This is a genomic window from Firmicutes bacterium HGW-Firmicutes-1, from assembly GCA_002841625.1.
Taxonomy (GTDB): domain Bacteria; phylum Bacillota; class Clostridia; order Lachnospirales; family Vallitaleaceae; genus HGW-1.
The window spans coordinates 160,024-175,703 of the sequence record PHAG01000008.1 but is presented as its reverse complement, the minus strand read 5'-3'; the positions used below and the strand labels follow the sequence as shown (position 1 = coordinate 175,703).

The window sequence follows — 15,680 nt, the reverse complement described above, 5'->3', positions numbered from 1 at the left end:
TTATTCTTCTACGTTTTTAGTTCTATCAGATAAGATATAACTGCTTTGTCCGTCTAATTTGATATCTTTAATATCACAATTAAGCTCTCTTGCTAAAATTTCAACTACTCTTGGTGAGCAGAATCCACCTTGACAACGTCCCATACCAGCTCTAGTTCTTTTCTTAACGCCTTTTACAGTAGTTGCTCCAGCTTTTCTATGGATTGAATCAATGATTTCGCCTTCTGTAATTGTTTCACAACGGCAAATAACACGTCCATATTTTGGATTATTTTTAACTAGTTCTGCTTTTTCTACTTCAGATAATTCTTCAAACCTTACAAAAGGTCTTCTTCTTGGATTAAAATCAGCTTTTTCAGTTAAACCACCTGTAATGGTTTTCATAAGATCAACAACATATTGAGCAACAGCAGGCGCAGAAGATAAACCAGGTGATTCAAAACCACCAATATTGATTAATCCTTTTACCTCTGGTGATTCGCCAATTATAAAGTCTCCATAATCAGCTGTAGATCTTACACCTGAGAAGGAACGAATAACTTTACCATAAGGAATATTTTTACATGTTAATAAAGCAGTCTCTCTAATCATCTCAAGAGCATCTCTTGAAGTACTGATATCATCTCTATCATCAATCGGTTCGGAGTCAGGACCTACTAATAGGTTACCGTGTACCGTTGGAGATACTAAAATACCTTTTCCTTTTTCACTTGGACATTGGAAAATAACCTTACTTACTAAATTACCTTCGCTCTTATCTAAAATAAAATATTCACCTTTACGAGGTTTGATTTCGAAAAGTGGAGTTGCAACCATGTTGTTAATTTTATCTGAGTAAAGACCTGCACAATTAATGACATATTTAGCTTCCATAGTACCATCTTCAAAGAAAATAGTAAATTTATCATCTTCTTTTTTCATATCTTTTACTTCTTTGTTTAGGAATAATTCAGCACCATTTTCCATAGCATTTTCAGCTAAGGCAATAGCCATTTCCCAAGGGGATATAACGCCACCTGATGGAGCATGTAAAGCACCAAGGATTTCTTTATTTAAGTTTGGCTCCATAGCAAGTACTTGTTCTTGATTAAGGATTTCCATACCAGGAACCCCAACCTCTAATCCATTTTCATATAGCTTTTGTAATGTGATTTTATCCTCTTCAGAAAAAGCTACTACTAATGAACCGATTCTTTTAAACGGAACATCTAACTCTTCACAAACTTGATCATATAATGCATTACCCTTTGCATTAAAATAACCTTTCTTCTTGTTTGCTGGAGCATCATAACCTGCATGAATTATCGCACTGTTTGCCATAGTCGTAGAATTTGCTACATCATTTGTTTTTTCAACAATAGCGATTTTTAAATCATAACGTGATAATTCTCTTGCAATGAATGTGCCTGCAATACCAGCACCAATAACTACTACATCATACATTGTGTTGCCTCCTTATATATTTCCTTAATTATATAGTAATAAAGAATAAAAGAAGCCGTATTAGATAAAGCTATTAATTTAACTCTACTCATACGGCTTCTCATCATCATGCCACTATTTTATATATTATATTTTACTAAATTTTTAAATAAATATCAAGTCTAAATTGATTAACTTTCTAACCAATTTTTAACTCTTCCAACAGCTTTTTGCCATCCAGCATATAATTCATCAGCGTTGCCAATAGCAGGAACGAACTTTCTTTCTAAGTTCCAGCTGTCAACTACGTCTTGTTTACTTTGCCAGAAACCAACTGCTAAACCAGCTAAGTAAGCTGCGCCAAGAGCAGTAGTTTCAATAATTTCTGGTCTTTCAACAGGAGCTTTAAGAATATCTGCTTGGAATTGCATTAAGAAATTGTTTGCACAAGCACCACCGTCAACTTTAAGAGCTGCTAAAGTGATTCCTGAGTCTTTTTGCATAGCGTCAAGTACGTCTCTTGTTTGATATGCTAAAGATTCAAGAGTAGCTCTGATTATGTGGTTTTGTCCTGTTCCACGAGTTAAGCCAAGGATTGCTCCACGAGCATACATATCCCAATAAGGTGCGCCTAAACCAGCAAATGCAGGTACTACATAAACTCCATCACTACTTTCTACTTGTGTTGCAAAATATTCGCTATCTTTTGCACTGTTTAATAGATGAACTTCATCTCTTAACCATTGGATAGCTGCACCAGCGATAAAGATACTTCCTTCAAGCGCATATTCAACAACTCCGTCAACGCCCCAAGCGATAGTAGTTACAAGACCGCTTTTTGAAGGAACTAAATCAGTACCAGTGTTCATTAACATGAAACAACCTGTTCCATATGTATTCTTAGCCATACCTTTTTCGAAGCAAGCTTGACCAAATAAAGCAGCTTGTTGGTCTCCAGCAGCACCAGAAATTGGAATATCTGGGCCTAAAAGGTTAGTAGTTCCATAAACTGCACTTGAAGGTTTAACTTCAGGTAACATTGATGTAGGAACTCCAAGAGCATCTAACATTTTTGTATCCCATTTAAGATCTCTAATGTTGTACATTAAAGTTCTAGAAGCATTTGAATAATCTGTAACATGAGTTCTTCCAGCTGTTAAGTTCCAGATTAACCATGTATCCATAGTTCCAAATAATAAATCCCCCGCTTGTGCTTTCGCTTTAGTTCCAGTTTCGTCTAAGATCCATTTAACTTTTGTTCCTGAGAAATAAGCATCAATTACAAGACCAGTATTTTGTCTTACATAATCTTCGTATCCAGCTTTTTTCAATTCATCACAGATGCCAGCTGTTTGACGTGATTGCCAAACGATTGCATTGTAAACAGGTACTCCAGTGTTTTTGTCCCATACTACTGTAGTTTCTCTTTGATTAGTGATACCAATCGCAGCGATTTCTTCTGGATCAATTCCAGTTTTCTTAACTACTTCTAGCATAACGCCTTTTTGGCTATTCCAAATTTCATTAGCATCATGCTCAACCCAACCTGGATTAGGATAAAATTGAGTGAACTCTTTTTGAGCTACACCAGCGATTTTTCCTGAATGATCGAATAAGATTGCTCTACAGCTAGTAGTTCCTTGATCTAAAGACATAACGTATTTTTTCATTTTATTACCCCCATATAGTTTTTTATAAAATTAATTTTAATAGTTCATTAATATAAACATAAAATTTGTATTCTCAAAAATTTAATATCTTTTATTTGATAAAATTAATTCTTATCCAATACAAGATACTAAGAATCCGCCTAAAGTCCCACCAAGTGCTACCATAATTAAATTAACAAAGCCTTTTCCGATGTCTGCTTTATCAACTACAATATTTGCTACAAATAAACCAGTTCCAGCTGCCCACCCCATGTCGATCCAAGCTGTTCCAGATTGGAAAATTAAGCCTGCACCATGATTCAATGTCCAAGCTGTACCTACGATAAAGCCTGCTGCTACCCATCCGCCGATTGGTCCTAATGTTTCACAAAGTTTACCCCAGCATAAACGAATGATGAATGGAAATAAAAACCCTCCAAAAAATGTTCCTATTGCTAATTGAGTTGTCATTTAAGTTCTCCTCCTTTTAATTAGTTTGCTTTGTTAGCTTGATATTTTTGGAATAAACCTGCAGTAATACCACCACAGCATGCTCCGAGTAATACTAAACCTAATGTAGGGAATGATGCTGCTATAGTATCAAAACCGTCATTAAATCCACCCATAGTTGTTCCTGCAATACCTACTGCAAGTCCTTGGTCAACGAAAGCTCCATCATTGTTAATAAGACCAACGAAGTGATTCATAAACCACATGATACTAATAATCGCTAAACCAGCAAACCAACCTCCACCAATTCCGTACGCTGCAGCAAATTTTCCCCATACACCGAAAACGAAAAGTCCAGCTAATGCAGCTCCTAAAATCGTACCTACATGTTTCATGTTATTGCCTCCCTTAAATTTAATTAATTGTTGTAACGCTTAGAATTGAGATAATTTCCCCATTGAGCTATTCGCCCAAAAAAATAAAAGCTGTATCATATACATATTATTAATATTAACAACTCATTACTTTTAATTAAATAAAAGTTTATATAATAAGTTATATAATATATACATATTACAAATACGGCTCTCATCGTCTCAGCCTAAACGTTATTAAATTATAGATTCATTATACAAAACAAACAACTATTTTGTCAATATTTATTTTTTTTAATTCACATTGTATATTGAATAGGCAAATGATGGATAATTGTTAACAATTTAACTCACTTTATTTAGCTGTGCGTTGGTTTTGAGTTCAATTTTTGTATGTTTTAACTATACCAGATCTTTTCACAGCTTGTCGAAATGCAAGTTGCACCTGCGTCTAGACTTTCAATAATTTCATGCTTGGTTTCTATTAACCCTCCAGTGATGATTGGAACTCTTACAGCCTTATTAATTTCCTTTGTAATCTTAGGAACTACACCAGGCATAATTTCAACTGCATCAGGTGTTACTTGATGTATTGTTTGAATTCCAGCTTGAATGGACTTAGAATCTAATATAAATAACCTTTGTACAACAAAGCAGTTCAGTTCCTTAGCCTTCTTAACTAGACTTGTTTTCGTAGTCACTACACCGCTTGGTTTAATCTGTTCTTGTATATATTTCAGGGAATAAGCATCATTCGAAAAGCCCTTTATTAAGTCAAGGTGCACAAAAACATACTTATCTTGATCTAATACAGCTTGAACATCTTCCTTTAGCGTAAAAATGTCTCCATAAAGCATAAAAATGACTTCGCACGGAGATTTGAGTGCTTTATCTAGTTTTTCTCTGTCACTTACAGCAGCTATGATTGGGTTGTTAACAAGTATTTCATATACATCTTTTTTCTTCATTGTTGCCTCCTAATTCACTATTAACCGGTTAAGGGTAGGGATTATATCGCTATTTAACATGGTAAAAAGCATCAAACTACCTAACCCAACAAAAAACCGCATCAATATCCTTAAAGAATACATGCGGTTATATTATTCGTAAAAAATATTTTGTAGTTATTGTACTATATACATAATTTATTGTCAAGTTTAATCAATCCCTGTCTATATCACCAATTCGATCTCTATATTTATCGTTAAATATATAACAATATGTATATTGAATAAATTAGGTTAATAGTACCACTTATCCCCTATTTTACAAGCTTCTTGTGCTTATTCACTCGTAAATTAGTATTCACTATTATTGTATTTATATTCACTAATTAGATTTATTTTATTTATTTATTCTATAATAACTCTAAAAACCATGGACATGTAGCAATACTTTATTTTTAATAGTAGCTAATCTTATGTCTTATGCCTTGTATATTCGCCATTATTCACTCTAATTTGCTTTGATATTGCTATACTCCCTCATTTGACTTCCTGTTCGTCTTATTTTCCTACGCTAATCTGATTCCACAAAAGTAATAATTCAATAAAATGAGGGCTCAACACATGTGTTAAGCCCTCTCATAATTTCATCTTTAATTTATCTGCTATTTAACTTTCTAATAATATCATAATGCTCGTCGCTGCTCTCAATAAAGCCTTGAACCTTAGTGTCAATGCCTTGGTAGTCATTGAACTCAACAAAGGCCTTTCTAATCTTCTCTATCATATCATCTGGCATGTCTTTCCTAGCTGCTAAAGCATCCTTTGGAATGTCATCTGTTTTAGATATAATATTCAACTCATTAACTGCAATGCCGTTTGCTTGTGCTTTTTCCATTGCTTCGTTATAGGTAGCTCCAGCATCTATTTCTCTTTGCATTACTGCATTAATAACATTATCGTGATTTCCTAAGAATACAACCTTATTAAATATCTTATCTGGATTTAAATTGCTATTCTTCATACTATCTCTTGCATATAAATAACCAGAAGCACTATTTTGATCAACATAACCAAAAGATTTGCCCTTCAAATCATTCATGTTTTTAACTTCTCCGTCTTTACGGGCGATAATATATCCATTATATGAGCTCTTACCACCAACCCTAGGCGTAACCACTGCTTTTACTCCACATTTATCATGAGCGTTTACATATGCAAACGGCGAGAACCATCCAATATCAATAATTCCTTTTTCAACACCTTCACTTAAAGCATCATAACTTCTTACAATAATAATTCTAGCTTTAAGTCCAATACTCGCGCATACTCTTTCAAGAATTGGCACATACATTCTCTTAATACTTTCTGGTTCCATAAATGGGTTTACCCCAAATATGATTTCATTACTCTTTTTGAAATTAACTGCTTCTTTTTGTAAGGCTTCAGCTACATCACTGATCTTGTTACAGAAAACAAGTACTTCCTTATTCTTTTTATTTTGTATTTCAACCATTTGAATTGATTTATACGTAACATTGTGTGTCTCTTCAACTGCTATTGCAACATCTTCTACTGCCTTTTCAATTTCCATCGCAGTGTTTTTTTGAACGAGTGATAATTCACTTAATTCCCCAATATTCGTATTTACTTCGTTAAGGATCAATCCAATTTCACTAATAACAACTGATGATTCCTTAATGACATTATCTACGTTGTTCATTTTTTCGCCAATTTCACTCATAGCATTATTTGATGTCGAAATTTTAACAATGATGTTTTTTACAACGCCTTCGATTACAGAAATGGCATCATCTGTTTGTTCAGCAAGCTTTCTAATTTCACTTGCTACAACCGAGAAGCCTCTACCTGCTTCACCAGCTCTAGCCGCTTCAATTGCAGCATTTAATGCCAGCAGATTGGTTTGACTAGATATTTTTCTAATGTAATCTACAATTTCATTTATTTTATTAGACGAACTTTGTAGTTCTACATTATTATCTGACGCAACTGTTATTACATCTGTTAAACTTAAAATAAAATCACCAATACTATTGATTGTCTTTTTGTTTTTCTCAAGCATCTCAATTGATGTTTTTGAATGTTTTTCAATTTCAACAACACTTGTATTAAGATTAGTTGAAGTATCAACCAGTTCGTTTATACTAGCATTGATTTCTTGAGAACTAGCTGCATTTTGTTCACTAAATTTTTCAATCTCATAGGATATCTTTGCAAGCTTATCAAATGTGTTAATGTTATCTTGTGACAACCATAAAAGTTGTTGAGAATCAAATCCCATACTTTCTGCTATATTAAATAGCTTTTCATCAAGACCATCCTTAATCCCTTCTACTGAAGCAATCTTAGTTTGCGGTTCATTTTGCCTCACCTGTTGAAGTTCAGACTTATTAAACATCCAATCCGCAAGGAAAATAATTATAATGCTACATACTGCTGAGAATAAGAAGTTAATTAGTCCTCCTAGCCTAAGGAAGAATGATATGCCTTGAATAATTATAATGCCAATGCCAGAAACCAAATAAAACTTTGTCTTTAGATTCATTATTCCACCACCCCGTTTTTATAGTAAAAATCATCTAAAAAGTTTTAGCCGAACATATTTTTTCTCATAGTATTGTATCGATATATTCCGCCAATTACATTATAACAAGAACTCGCTTTATACAACCTTATTTTCATGATTAAACTATATTAGCGAAAAGCTTAAACATCAAAATAAAAATAGACCAATCATTTCTAACTTAAGCCTATTATTCTCCCTAATTATATCTTTACACTTTGTTATTATATGCTATCTTATGTAGATTGTCAAGTTTCACCCATACTTTACCATGACAAAATATGTTAGTAAAACAGTCCATTCGAGCGCATATCTAGTCATTATTTGTTACCTTTTCAATTGATTATGTTAAATTTCCCAACAAGCTGAAACTCGTTATTAAACACTGAAATTTCATGTATTATTTCTCTCAAGTTCGTGTTAATATTACATGAAAATTTTATTTAAAGCAAGAAAATCGGCTACGCACCGCTTTTCCAATTGCATATGCAGAACTTTCCCACCAAACAAAAAAGGCGTAACATTCTACGCCCAAAACATTCATCCACCATCTACCTCATTTAATTCATTGGCATTTACAACCTTACTCTCCTTGCTACCAATCAATCCTATTTCAACTGTCTGCTCATCCTTATTATAGCCTTGAATCCAAATAGATTGGCCCATATAATCAACCTCTATTACTCCGTTTGACTCCATAATACGTTGCACATTTTCAATATCCATTGCATCCTCCTATAATCAAATAATGTACTAGTCTAATATATATTCCTTGCCATTTGCTTCTAGTACATCTAAGCTACTAAAGCCAATGAGCGTCGGATGCCTTAATCCACCTGTTGAAGTCCATTCCATAAATTGTACCCAGCATGTAATTGTAGCCCTTATCCAAAAATGTCCTTTGTCAGACTTTTGATAATTAACGAACGGACTTACCGTGGAACCAAGCTCTTCTTTATATGATTGTAACAGTTGATAATCTGAAGACTTCAACCCAGAGGAAACATTCCCAATGTATTCTAATTGAGCATCCCTATAAACTCCTATCATTAAGGAACTAGGATAATCGTTCTTAAGCTGAATACCACCTACAATTACTAATATTTTTTTAAGCGCTTTGATCTTTAACCACTCATTGTGGCTCTTACCTTCTATATAGACGCTGTTTTTTTTCTTCGATACAATTCCTTCTAAGTTTTGATCCTTCATCAACTTATACAAAGCATGTCCATCATCAAAATCATCCGTTATTGATATGTTAGGACTTTTACTCATTTTATCATTTAATATTTTTTTCCTCTGAATCAATGATTTTTTTCGTAAATCTTTCCCATCTAAATACAAAATATCAAATACTATATACTTAACTGGATATTTTACTAAATATTGATTTAATCGTTCAAAGGTTCTTATGCGTTCTCTCATTAGTATATTTGCAAAAGATGGTCGTCCTTGATTATCAAAAACGACCATTTCTCCATCTAAGATGGCTTCTTTTCCTTGAAGCAGCTGAATAACCTCTTGCAATTCGGGGTAAAATGCTGTACGTTCATTACCTTTCTTAGTAAGCACTACAATTGAATTGTTGTTAATATAGCTTAAGCCTCTTATACCATCCCATTTAATTTGATGAATCCATTCATCACATTGAGGAATAATTTTAGACAAAATGGGTTCCATTGGTTTTATGATTTCCATATATTCACCTTGTTTTTTTTAATTTATCCTCAACACTTGTTTTTTGATCCCCCTTTTTCCTAGTAGCTTTGATAGTTTTGTTTTTACTTTCCTTTAAACTCGCTTGCAGTGCTTCCATTAAATCAATGACATTCTTTTCAGGTAAATCAGGGGCCATTTTAACCTCCTTCCCTTGTATTTTCTTTTCAATTAGTGCTTTCAACGCCTCTCTATAATCATCCTTGTATTTATTAGGATCGAAGCCTTGCGTCAAATGGTCAATTAATTTTTGTGCTATTTCAAGTTCTTTAGGGTCTGCTTCCATGTTTTCTGGCAACCCAGGTACTAATTTCGTATCTCTCACCTCATCTGGGTAAAAAATAGTTTCTAGTACAAGAACCTTATCATATACCCGAAGAGCTGCTAGCGTTTGCTTATTTCTAATAGTGATTTTGGCAATCGCTATTTTACCCGACTCTAACATAGCCTTCTGTAATAAGTTATAGGCTTTTGCTCCTGCTCCAATTTCCTGAGGTGCAAGATAATAAGACTTATCAAAAAATATCGGATCTATTTCTGAAAGACTTACAAAATCCAATATATCAATCACTCTACCCTGGACCTCAGATTGTACAGCATCAAAATCTTCATCCGTTAAAATAACAAATCTACCAGGTTCATATTCAAATCCTTTTACAATATCCTCTTGCTGAATTTCTTGATTACAAGTCGGACATTTTTTGTGATATTTGATCGGACTATTGCAAGTCTTATGAAGATATTTAAATCGAACATCTTTATCTTCGGTTGCGGCGAACATTTTTATGGGTATGTTTACCAATCCAAAGCTAATAGACCCTTTAAACATGGTTTGCATTTAAATCACCTGCTTAAAAATCAGAATTTTCATCATCCTTATCATAATTATACTCATCAGGAATTTCTGAAATTTCTCTGCTGTATTCAGTATCTCTTACCTTAGGTTTGGTTGTATACGTATCTGTAGTTGGATTAACCTTATCCCCCCCTTTATTATCCTTATTAACGTTTGAATTATTTCTATCTTTCTTTTGATCCATCTTCATTCCTCCATAATTAAATTAATGTATTACAACCATATTATTTGTAATAGTTGGCATTTTATACAGACTTTCTCATATAATATAAACTTTATCCCTCACTCTCTGTCACAAGAAAATCGGCTACGCCGAGTTAAAGCACTCATTACCTATCTGCCGCTTTTCCAATTGTTTATGCAGAACTTTCACAGCAAATCACAGCAAAAAAAGAAAATCGGCTACGCCGGGTTAAAGCACTCGTTACCTATCTGCCGCTTTTCCAATTGTTTATGCAGAACTTTCACAGCAAAAAAAAGGCCACTTCTATTTACAAGCGGCCCCCTTTAACACCATCCAAATGCCTTATCACCAACATTTTAACTTCCTTATTAACTACCTCAGCCCTTTCCAAATAATCATCCAAATCATCATTCCAAGGCAATATCGTATCAAATAGCATCATTTCCAAAACATTTCTAATTTCATTTACTCTTCTCTCTTTCCTATCATCCATACTTACATCTAAATAATTCAACGTAACTGCCAATACATATGTAAGCTTATAAACATCAAATTTATTCTTGTAATACCTCACTTCCTGACGTAGGTTCTCTTCACTATGATCTATCGGAATTTTAATGATGTCTTTGGTCAACTCTCTGATGTATCCAATTGCACAAGCACCTTTTTCGCAATGTCCACAATAATCCGGTCCAAGACATATATCATCTACAGTATTTTTCACCTTTTCAACATAGTCATGCAGCAATCCCGCTGCTCTTTTATACGGAGATACCTTCCCTAATTTACGAGCCAAAAGGATAGTGCGAATAAGTAATGTAACCGTCACGAGAACAACTAGGGCAAAGATACTTACAGTAATTGGATTAATATATTGTACAGGTGTAGCTGAATAAAGCTTTTGTATTCCAAAAACCATAAACACGGTTCCAGATATTATCTTGATTAGTATATCTGGAATTCTATCGCCAAGTTTGCTTCCAATATAAATTCCTATACCACTCGTTACAAGCATGCCACTCACTGTTCCTAGTAATACAACGAAAGGAAACACAGCATCTACTGATAATGTAATTGCAGTAAGTTGAGTTTTATCGCCTAGCTCTCCAATAAAAAATGCTGAGGCAACAGTAATTACAGCTCCACCTTTTTTCTTATTAGACGCTGTTTTATCATCCTCTTCTTCACCATCTTCACTTAAGGTCCAAATCGCAAACATAATGAAGGCTATACCCGCTATCATTTGAAGCAAATGCGCAGGAATTCTTCCACCTATATATTTACCAAAGGCTACTGCTATCCCATGATTTAAAAAGGAACCAATTAGGATCCCTAACATTACCTTAGAAACCTTAAAGCGTGTTGCAAACATCATAGCTAAAATTTGAGTCTTATCTCCCATTTCAGCAAAAAAAATCAGAAATAACGCTTTAATATATTCGCCTAACATACTTTCCTCCTAATGGGTCTAATTGTCGTAGGTAATATATATCAAAGTCTGCAAGGCTTGTCAATACTATTACATGTTTTTTAAATATAAATCTATAGCAGTTGCAGCTTTTTTTCCTGCACCCATTGCTAGTATTACAGTAGCAGCACCTGTTACAGCGTCTCCTCCAGCATAAACTCCTGCCAAGCTCGTTGATCCAGTCTCCTCATCAGCAATTATTCCGCCCCATTTTTGAGTTTCCAACCCTTCTGTTGTAGCTTTGATAAGTGGGTTAGGACTCTGTCCAATTGCAATAATAGCTGTTTCAATATCAATTGTATGCTCTGAACCCTTAATTACAACAGGTCTTCTTCTTCCTGATTCATCAGGTTCACTAAGCTCCATCTGAACACATTCCATACCACATACCCAACCATCGTCAGTGCCTAGTATACGTGTTGGATTTGTTAATAGTTTAAATATGATTCCTTCCTCTTTGGCATGATGTACTTCTTCCAATCTAGCAGGCATTTCATTTTCAGAACGGCGGTAAACGATATAAACATTTTCAGCACCCAGTCTTTTGGCACATCTAGCAGCATCCATAGCCACATTACCGCCACCAACTACTGCTACGCTTTTACCGACCTTCACAGGTGTACTATATTTCGGAAATTCATATGCCTTCATTAAATTAATCCTAGTTAAGAATTCATTTGCTGAGTATACACCATTATAATTCTCTCCAGGAATATTCATAAAGCTTGGAAGTCCAGCGCCTGAACCAATAAATACAGCTTCATATCCTTCTTCCTTCAAATCTTCAATTGACAATGACTTGCCAATAACCATGTTTGTTTTAATCTCAACACCTAATTGTTTGATTGTGTCAATTTCTCTTTGAACTAATTTTTTAGGAAGCCTAAATTCTGGAATACCATACATCAAAACACCACCAGGAACATGAAAGGCTTCAAAAACAGTAACTTCATAACCTAGTTTAGCTAAATCTCCGGCACAGGTTAACGATGCAGGTCCTGATCCAATCACAGCTACCTTTCTATTTAAAGGCTTGGCTAACTCTATCGTTTCAGAACAATTATGCATATACCAATCAGCAGCAAATCTTTCAAGCCTACCAATACCGACAGAATCCCCTTTTTTAGTTCGTACGCAAAGTTCTTCACATTGAGATTCTTGAGGACAAACTCTTCCACATACAGCTGGCAATGAATTTGTTTCTTTTATTTTAAGATACGCATCTTCAAATTTTCCTTCAGCAATTAGACTAATAAATTCTGGAATTTGAACATTTACAGGACAACCTGCAACACATGGCTTTGTCTTACAATTAAGACATCTTGTCGCTTCCTCAATAGCCATCTCCTCAGTATATCCTAATGATACTTCAAGATAATTTTTATTTCTAACATTTGGGTCTTGTTCCGGCATTTCAACTTTCTTGATAGACATATTAGGCATTGTTGTTTCCTCCCATCGTTTCCATCTTACAATGATGCTCTGAGTCTTTTTCCTCTGATTTATACATTTGTTGCCTTCGAATAGCTTCATCAAAATCTACTTCATGACCGTCAAAATCAGGCCCATCAACACAAGCAAATTTAGTAAGTCCGCCTACAGTTACACGACAACCTCCACACATTCCTGTTCCATCAATCATAACCGGATTCATACTCACGATTGTCGGGATACCATGTTCCTTAGTTAGTTTGCTTACAAACTTCATCATAATTAACGGTCCAATTGCTATCACAAGATCATATTGATTTCCTTCTTCTATTAATGCTTTTAACGTATCTGTAACAAATCCTTTGTTTCCATTAGATCCATCATCTGTTGTGATAAATAATCGATTACTTACTGCCTTCATTTCATCTTCAAGTAAAATGAATTCTTCATTTCTAAATCCTATGATTGAATCTACCTCAGCACCAAGTGCATGTAGCTTTTTAGCTTGTGGATATGCAATTGCCGTACCCAGACCACCGCCAACAACTGCAACTTTTTTAATATTGTTAAAATGTGATGCTGTTCCTAATGGCCCAACAAAATCTAATATGTATTCGCCTTCTTCTAATGCACCTAGTAGCTTTGTTGTTTGACCAACCTCTTGAAAAATAATCGTTATCGTACCCTTAACTCTATCGTAATCAGCAATGGTTAATGGCATACGCTCGCCAAATTCATTTACTCTCAGGATTATGAATTGTCCAGGCTCTGCTTTTTTAGCAACATAGGGCGCATCAATTTCCATCAGCTTTACGTTTGAGTTCAAAACTTGTTTTTTTACAATCTTAAACATAATATAAACCCCTCCATTAATGTTTTTTAAGTGCTTTCATTTAATATAATATATTTATTATAATATTGTTAAGGAAAAAATGAAAGATTTAATTTGTATTTGCAATATTGTGATTTATTTTATTCATTTTTTTCTAGGATTATGTCAAAAACTTATCTTCATAGCTCTTATTATACTCTATTTTTAATTTTTTTGCAAGAATCCAAGTTTAAAATTGCATTATTGTTCTATGTTTGATATAATACGAATTGGGATAATCAAGAAATTGATAAAAGGAATACATACTATATTGGAGGTAAACAAAATGAACAACCTAGGGCATGTTATGAATGACGCTATTAAAAGAAATGCAAATGAACCCGAATTTCTTCAAGCAGTAAAAGAGGTTTTAGAATCATTAGAACCTGTTGCAGAAAAATATCCAGAATTTGTTGAAGCTGGAATATTTGACAGAATTATCGAACCAGAAAGACAAATCATTTTCAGAGTACCTTGGGTTAATGACCAAGGAAAAGTAATTGTAAATCGAGGTTTTAGAGTTCAATTTAATAGTGCAATTGGTCCTTACAAAGGCGGATTACGTTTCCATCCTTCTGTAAATATCGGTATTATTAAATTTTTAGGCTTTGAACAAATATTCAAAAACTCTCTTACTGGATTGCCAATGGGTGGTGGCAAGGGTGGTAGCGATTTCGATCCAAAAGGCAAGTCTGATGGTGAAATCATGAGATTTTGTCAAAGCTTTATGTTCGAATTAGCAAGACATATCGGGGAAAATACAGACATACCAGCTGGAGACATTGGTGTTGGTGGTCGTGAAATAGGTTACATGTTTGGTATGTACAAAAAATTAAAAAATGACTTCACTGGAGTGCTTACTGGAAAAGGCTTAACATTTGGTGGTAGCTTAGCAAGAACGGAAGCTACTGGATATGGTTTATGTTACTTTATGGACGAAGCTATGACTTCTATTAAAGGCAAGTCCTTTAAAGATGCAACTGTTGTTATATCTGGTTCAGGAAATGTTGCTATTTATGCAACTCAAAAGGTACAACAATTAGGTGGTAAGGTAGTTGCACTAAGTGATTCAACTGGATATATATATGATGAAGATGGAATCAAATTAGATACAGTAAGACAGATTAAAGAAGTTGAAAGAAAGAGAATTAGCGAATATGTGAAACATCACAAAAACGCACTTTACATTGAAGGCTGTGCAGGCATCTGGTCAATTAAATGTGATATCGCACTTCCTTGTGCTACACAAAACGAATTAGATGAAAAAGCCGCTACGCAATTAGTAGAAAATGGATGCTTTGCAGTTGGTGAAGGTGCTAATATGCCTTCAACTCCAGAAGCTATTGAAATTTTCCTCAAAAACAATGTTGTATTTGGCCCCGGAAAAGCGGCTAATGCAGGTGGCGTTGCAACTTCTGGCTTAGAAATGAGTCAAAACTCAATGAGATACTCTTGGACCTTTGAAGAGGTAGATGCAAAACTCAAACAAATTATGATTGATATTTATCAAAACGCAAGTGCTGCAGCAAAAGAATTCGGATCCGAAAACAATTTAGTTGCAGGAGCTAATATAGCTGGTTTTATGAAAGTTGCTCAAGCTATGAAAGCTCAAGGTGTTGCATACTAAGATTTAAACACTTTACTTTCGATCAAAGCATTGGGGCAGTATTGGATTATCTTCCAGTACTGCTCTTTTTAAAGGCTAATATTACTACAACTTTACAAAATATA

The 15,680-nt window shown here is 34.3% G+C and carries 14 protein-coding genes; 1 reads left to right on the top strand and 13 read right to left on the bottom strand.

What is annotated here, in order from left to right; translation table 11 throughout:
• The 13 genes from CVU84_10530 to CVU84_10470 all read right to left on the bottom strand — a co-directional run bounded on the left by CVU84_10530 (nucleotide 1) and on the right by CVU84_10470 (nucleotide 13,931).
• Entirely contained in the window at nucleotides 1-1,443 is a 1,443-nt protein-coding gene (locus tag CVU84_10530) for an FAD/NAD(P)-binding oxidoreductase (protein ID PKM94494.1), read from the bottom strand.
• 170 nt (nucleotides 1,444-1,613) lie between these two features.
• Nucleotides 1,614-3,092: a glycerol kinase gene (gene glpK, locus CVU84_10525; GenBank protein ID PKM94493.1), complete on the bottom strand. Its 1,479-nt coding sequence runs from the start codon at nucleotides 3,090-3,092 to the stop codon at nucleotides 1,614-1,616.
• Nucleotides 3,093-3,203: 111 nt separating this feature from the next.
• The gene (locus CVU84_10520) at nucleotides 3,204-3,542 is read right to left on the bottom strand and encodes a hypothetical protein (protein PKM94492.1); all 339 of its coding nucleotides are present in this window, start codon (nucleotides 3,540-3,542) and stop codon (nucleotides 3,204-3,206) included.
• A gap of 20 nt (nucleotides 3,543-3,562) precedes the next feature.
• Nucleotides 3,563-3,916 carry a hypothetical protein gene (locus CVU84_10515; GenBank protein PKM94491.1) on the bottom strand — a complete coding sequence of 118 codons (354 nt, stop codon included), beginning with the start codon at nucleotides 3,914-3,916 and terminating at the stop codon, nucleotides 3,563-3,565.
• Nucleotides 3,917-4,293: 377 nt separating this feature from the next.
• Nucleotides 4,294-4,863 (bottom strand): glycerol-3-phosphate responsive antiterminator, encoded by a 570-nt coding sequence (locus CVU84_10510; protein ID PKM94490.1) that lies wholly within the window; start codon nucleotides 4,861-4,863, stop codon nucleotides 4,294-4,296.
• Between the two features lie 634 nt (nucleotides 4,864-5,497).
• On the bottom strand, nucleotides 5,498-7,405 hold the full coding sequence (locus CVU84_10505) for a phosphate/phosphite/phosphonate ABC transporter substrate-binding protein (GenBank protein PKM94489.1): 1,908 nt from the start codon (nucleotides 7,403-7,405) through the stop codon (nucleotides 5,498-5,500).
• Between the two features lie 558 nt (nucleotides 7,406-7,963).
• Complete coding sequence (locus CVU84_10500; GenBank protein ID PKM94488.1) at nucleotides 7,964-8,149, bottom strand: H-type small acid-soluble spore protein; 186 nt, start codon at nucleotides 8,147-8,149, stop codon at nucleotides 7,964-7,966.
• Nucleotides 8,150-8,176: 27 nt separating this feature from the next.
• A complete protein-coding gene (locus CVU84_10495) occupies nucleotides 8,177-9,121 on the bottom strand; it encodes an ATP-dependent DNA ligase (protein PKM94487.1) in 945 nt (314 codons plus the stop codon).
• A 4-nt stretch (nucleotides 9,122-9,125) separates the two neighbouring features.
• A complete protein-coding gene (locus CVU84_10490; protein PKM94486.1) occupies nucleotides 9,126-9,977 on the bottom strand; it encodes a Ku protein in 852 nt (283 codons plus the stop codon).
• Between the two features lie 13 nt (nucleotides 9,978-9,990).
• Complete coding sequence (locus tag CVU84_10485) at nucleotides 9,991-10,179, bottom strand: hypothetical protein (GenBank protein PKM94485.1); 189 nt, start codon at nucleotides 10,177-10,179, stop codon at nucleotides 9,991-9,993.
• A gap of 307 nt (nucleotides 10,180-10,486) precedes the next feature.
• Nucleotides 10,487-11,629 (bottom strand): hypothetical protein, encoded by a 1,143-nt coding sequence (locus CVU84_10480; GenBank protein ID PKM94484.1) that lies wholly within the window; start codon nucleotides 11,627-11,629, stop codon nucleotides 10,487-10,489.
• 69 nt (nucleotides 11,630-11,698) lie between these two features.
• On the bottom strand, nucleotides 11,699-13,090 hold the full coding sequence (gene gltA, locus CVU84_10475) for a glutamate synthase (NADPH), homotetrameric (protein ID PKM94483.1): 1,392 nt from the start codon (nucleotides 13,088-13,090) through the stop codon (nucleotides 11,699-11,701).
• Nucleotides 13,083-13,931, bottom strand: coding sequence for a ferredoxin-NADP reductase (locus CVU84_10470; protein ID PKM94482.1), 849 nt, complete (start codon nucleotides 13,929-13,931; stop codon nucleotides 13,083-13,085). The genes gltA and CVU84_10470 overlap by 8 nt, the downstream gene beginning before the upstream one ends.
• Before the next feature lie 304 nt (nucleotides 13,932-14,235).
• On the opposite strand from CVU84_10470, the gene CVU84_10465 reads away from it, so the two are divergent.
• A complete protein-coding gene (locus CVU84_10465) occupies nucleotides 14,236-15,576 on the top strand; it encodes an NADP-specific glutamate dehydrogenase (protein PKM94481.1) in 1,341 nt (446 codons plus the stop codon).
• The last annotated feature ends 104 nt before the right edge of the window (nucleotides 15,577-15,680 follow it).

What these genes read in the sequence shown, in the direction of transcription:
- CVU84_10530 (PKM94494.1), bottom strand. Translation starts at nt 1,443, where the DNA reads ATGTATGATGTAGTAGTTATTGGTGCTGGTATTGCAGGCACATTCATT.
- glpK (PKM94493.1), bottom strand. Translation starts at nt 3,092, where the DNA reads ATGAAAAAATACGTTATGTCTTTAGATCAAGGAACTACTAGCTGTAGA.
- CVU84_10520 (PKM94492.1), bottom strand. Translation starts at nt 3,542, where the DNA reads ATGACAACTCAATTAGCAATAGGAACATTTTTTGGAGGGTTTTTATTT.
- CVU84_10515 (PKM94491.1), bottom strand. Translation starts at nt 3,916, where the DNA reads ATGAAACATGTAGGTACGATTTTAGGAGCTGCATTAGCTGGACTTTTC.
- CVU84_10510 (PKM94490.1), bottom strand. Translation starts at nt 4,863, where the DNA reads ATGAAGAAAAAAGATGTATATGAAATACTTGTTAACAACCCAATCATA.
- CVU84_10505 (PKM94489.1), bottom strand. Translation starts at nt 7,405, where the DNA reads ATGAATCTAAAGACAAAGTTTTATTTGGTTTCTGGCATTGGCATTATA.
- CVU84_10500 (PKM94488.1), bottom strand. Translation starts at nt 8,149, where the DNA reads ATGGATATTGAAAATGTGCAACGTATTATGGAGTCAAACGGAGTAATA.
- CVU84_10495 (PKM94487.1), bottom strand. Translation starts at nt 9,121, where the DNA reads ATGGAAATCATAAAACCAATGGAACCCATTTTGTCTAAAATTATTCCT.
- CVU84_10490 (PKM94486.1), bottom strand. Translation starts at nt 9,977, where the DNA reads ATGCAAACCATGTTTAAAGGGTCTATTAGCTTTGGATTGGTAAACATA.
- CVU84_10485 (PKM94485.1), bottom strand. Translation starts at nt 10,179, where the DNA reads ATGGATCAAAAGAAAGATAGAAATAATTCAAACGTTAATAAGGATAAT.
- CVU84_10480 (PKM94484.1), bottom strand. Translation starts at nt 11,629, where the DNA reads ATGTTAGGCGAATATATTAAAGCGTTATTTCTGATTTTTTTTGCTGAA.
- gltA (PKM94483.1), bottom strand. Translation starts at nt 13,090, where the DNA reads ATGCCTAATATGTCTATCAAGAAAGTTGAAATGCCGGAACAAGACCCA.
- CVU84_10470 (PKM94482.1), bottom strand. Translation starts at nt 13,931, where the DNA reads ATGTTTAAGATTGTAAAAAAACAAGTTTTGAACTCAAACGTAAAGCTG.
- CVU84_10465 (PKM94481.1), top strand. Translation starts at nt 14,236, where the DNA reads ATGAACAACCTAGGGCATGTTATGAATGACGCTATTAAAAGAAATGCA.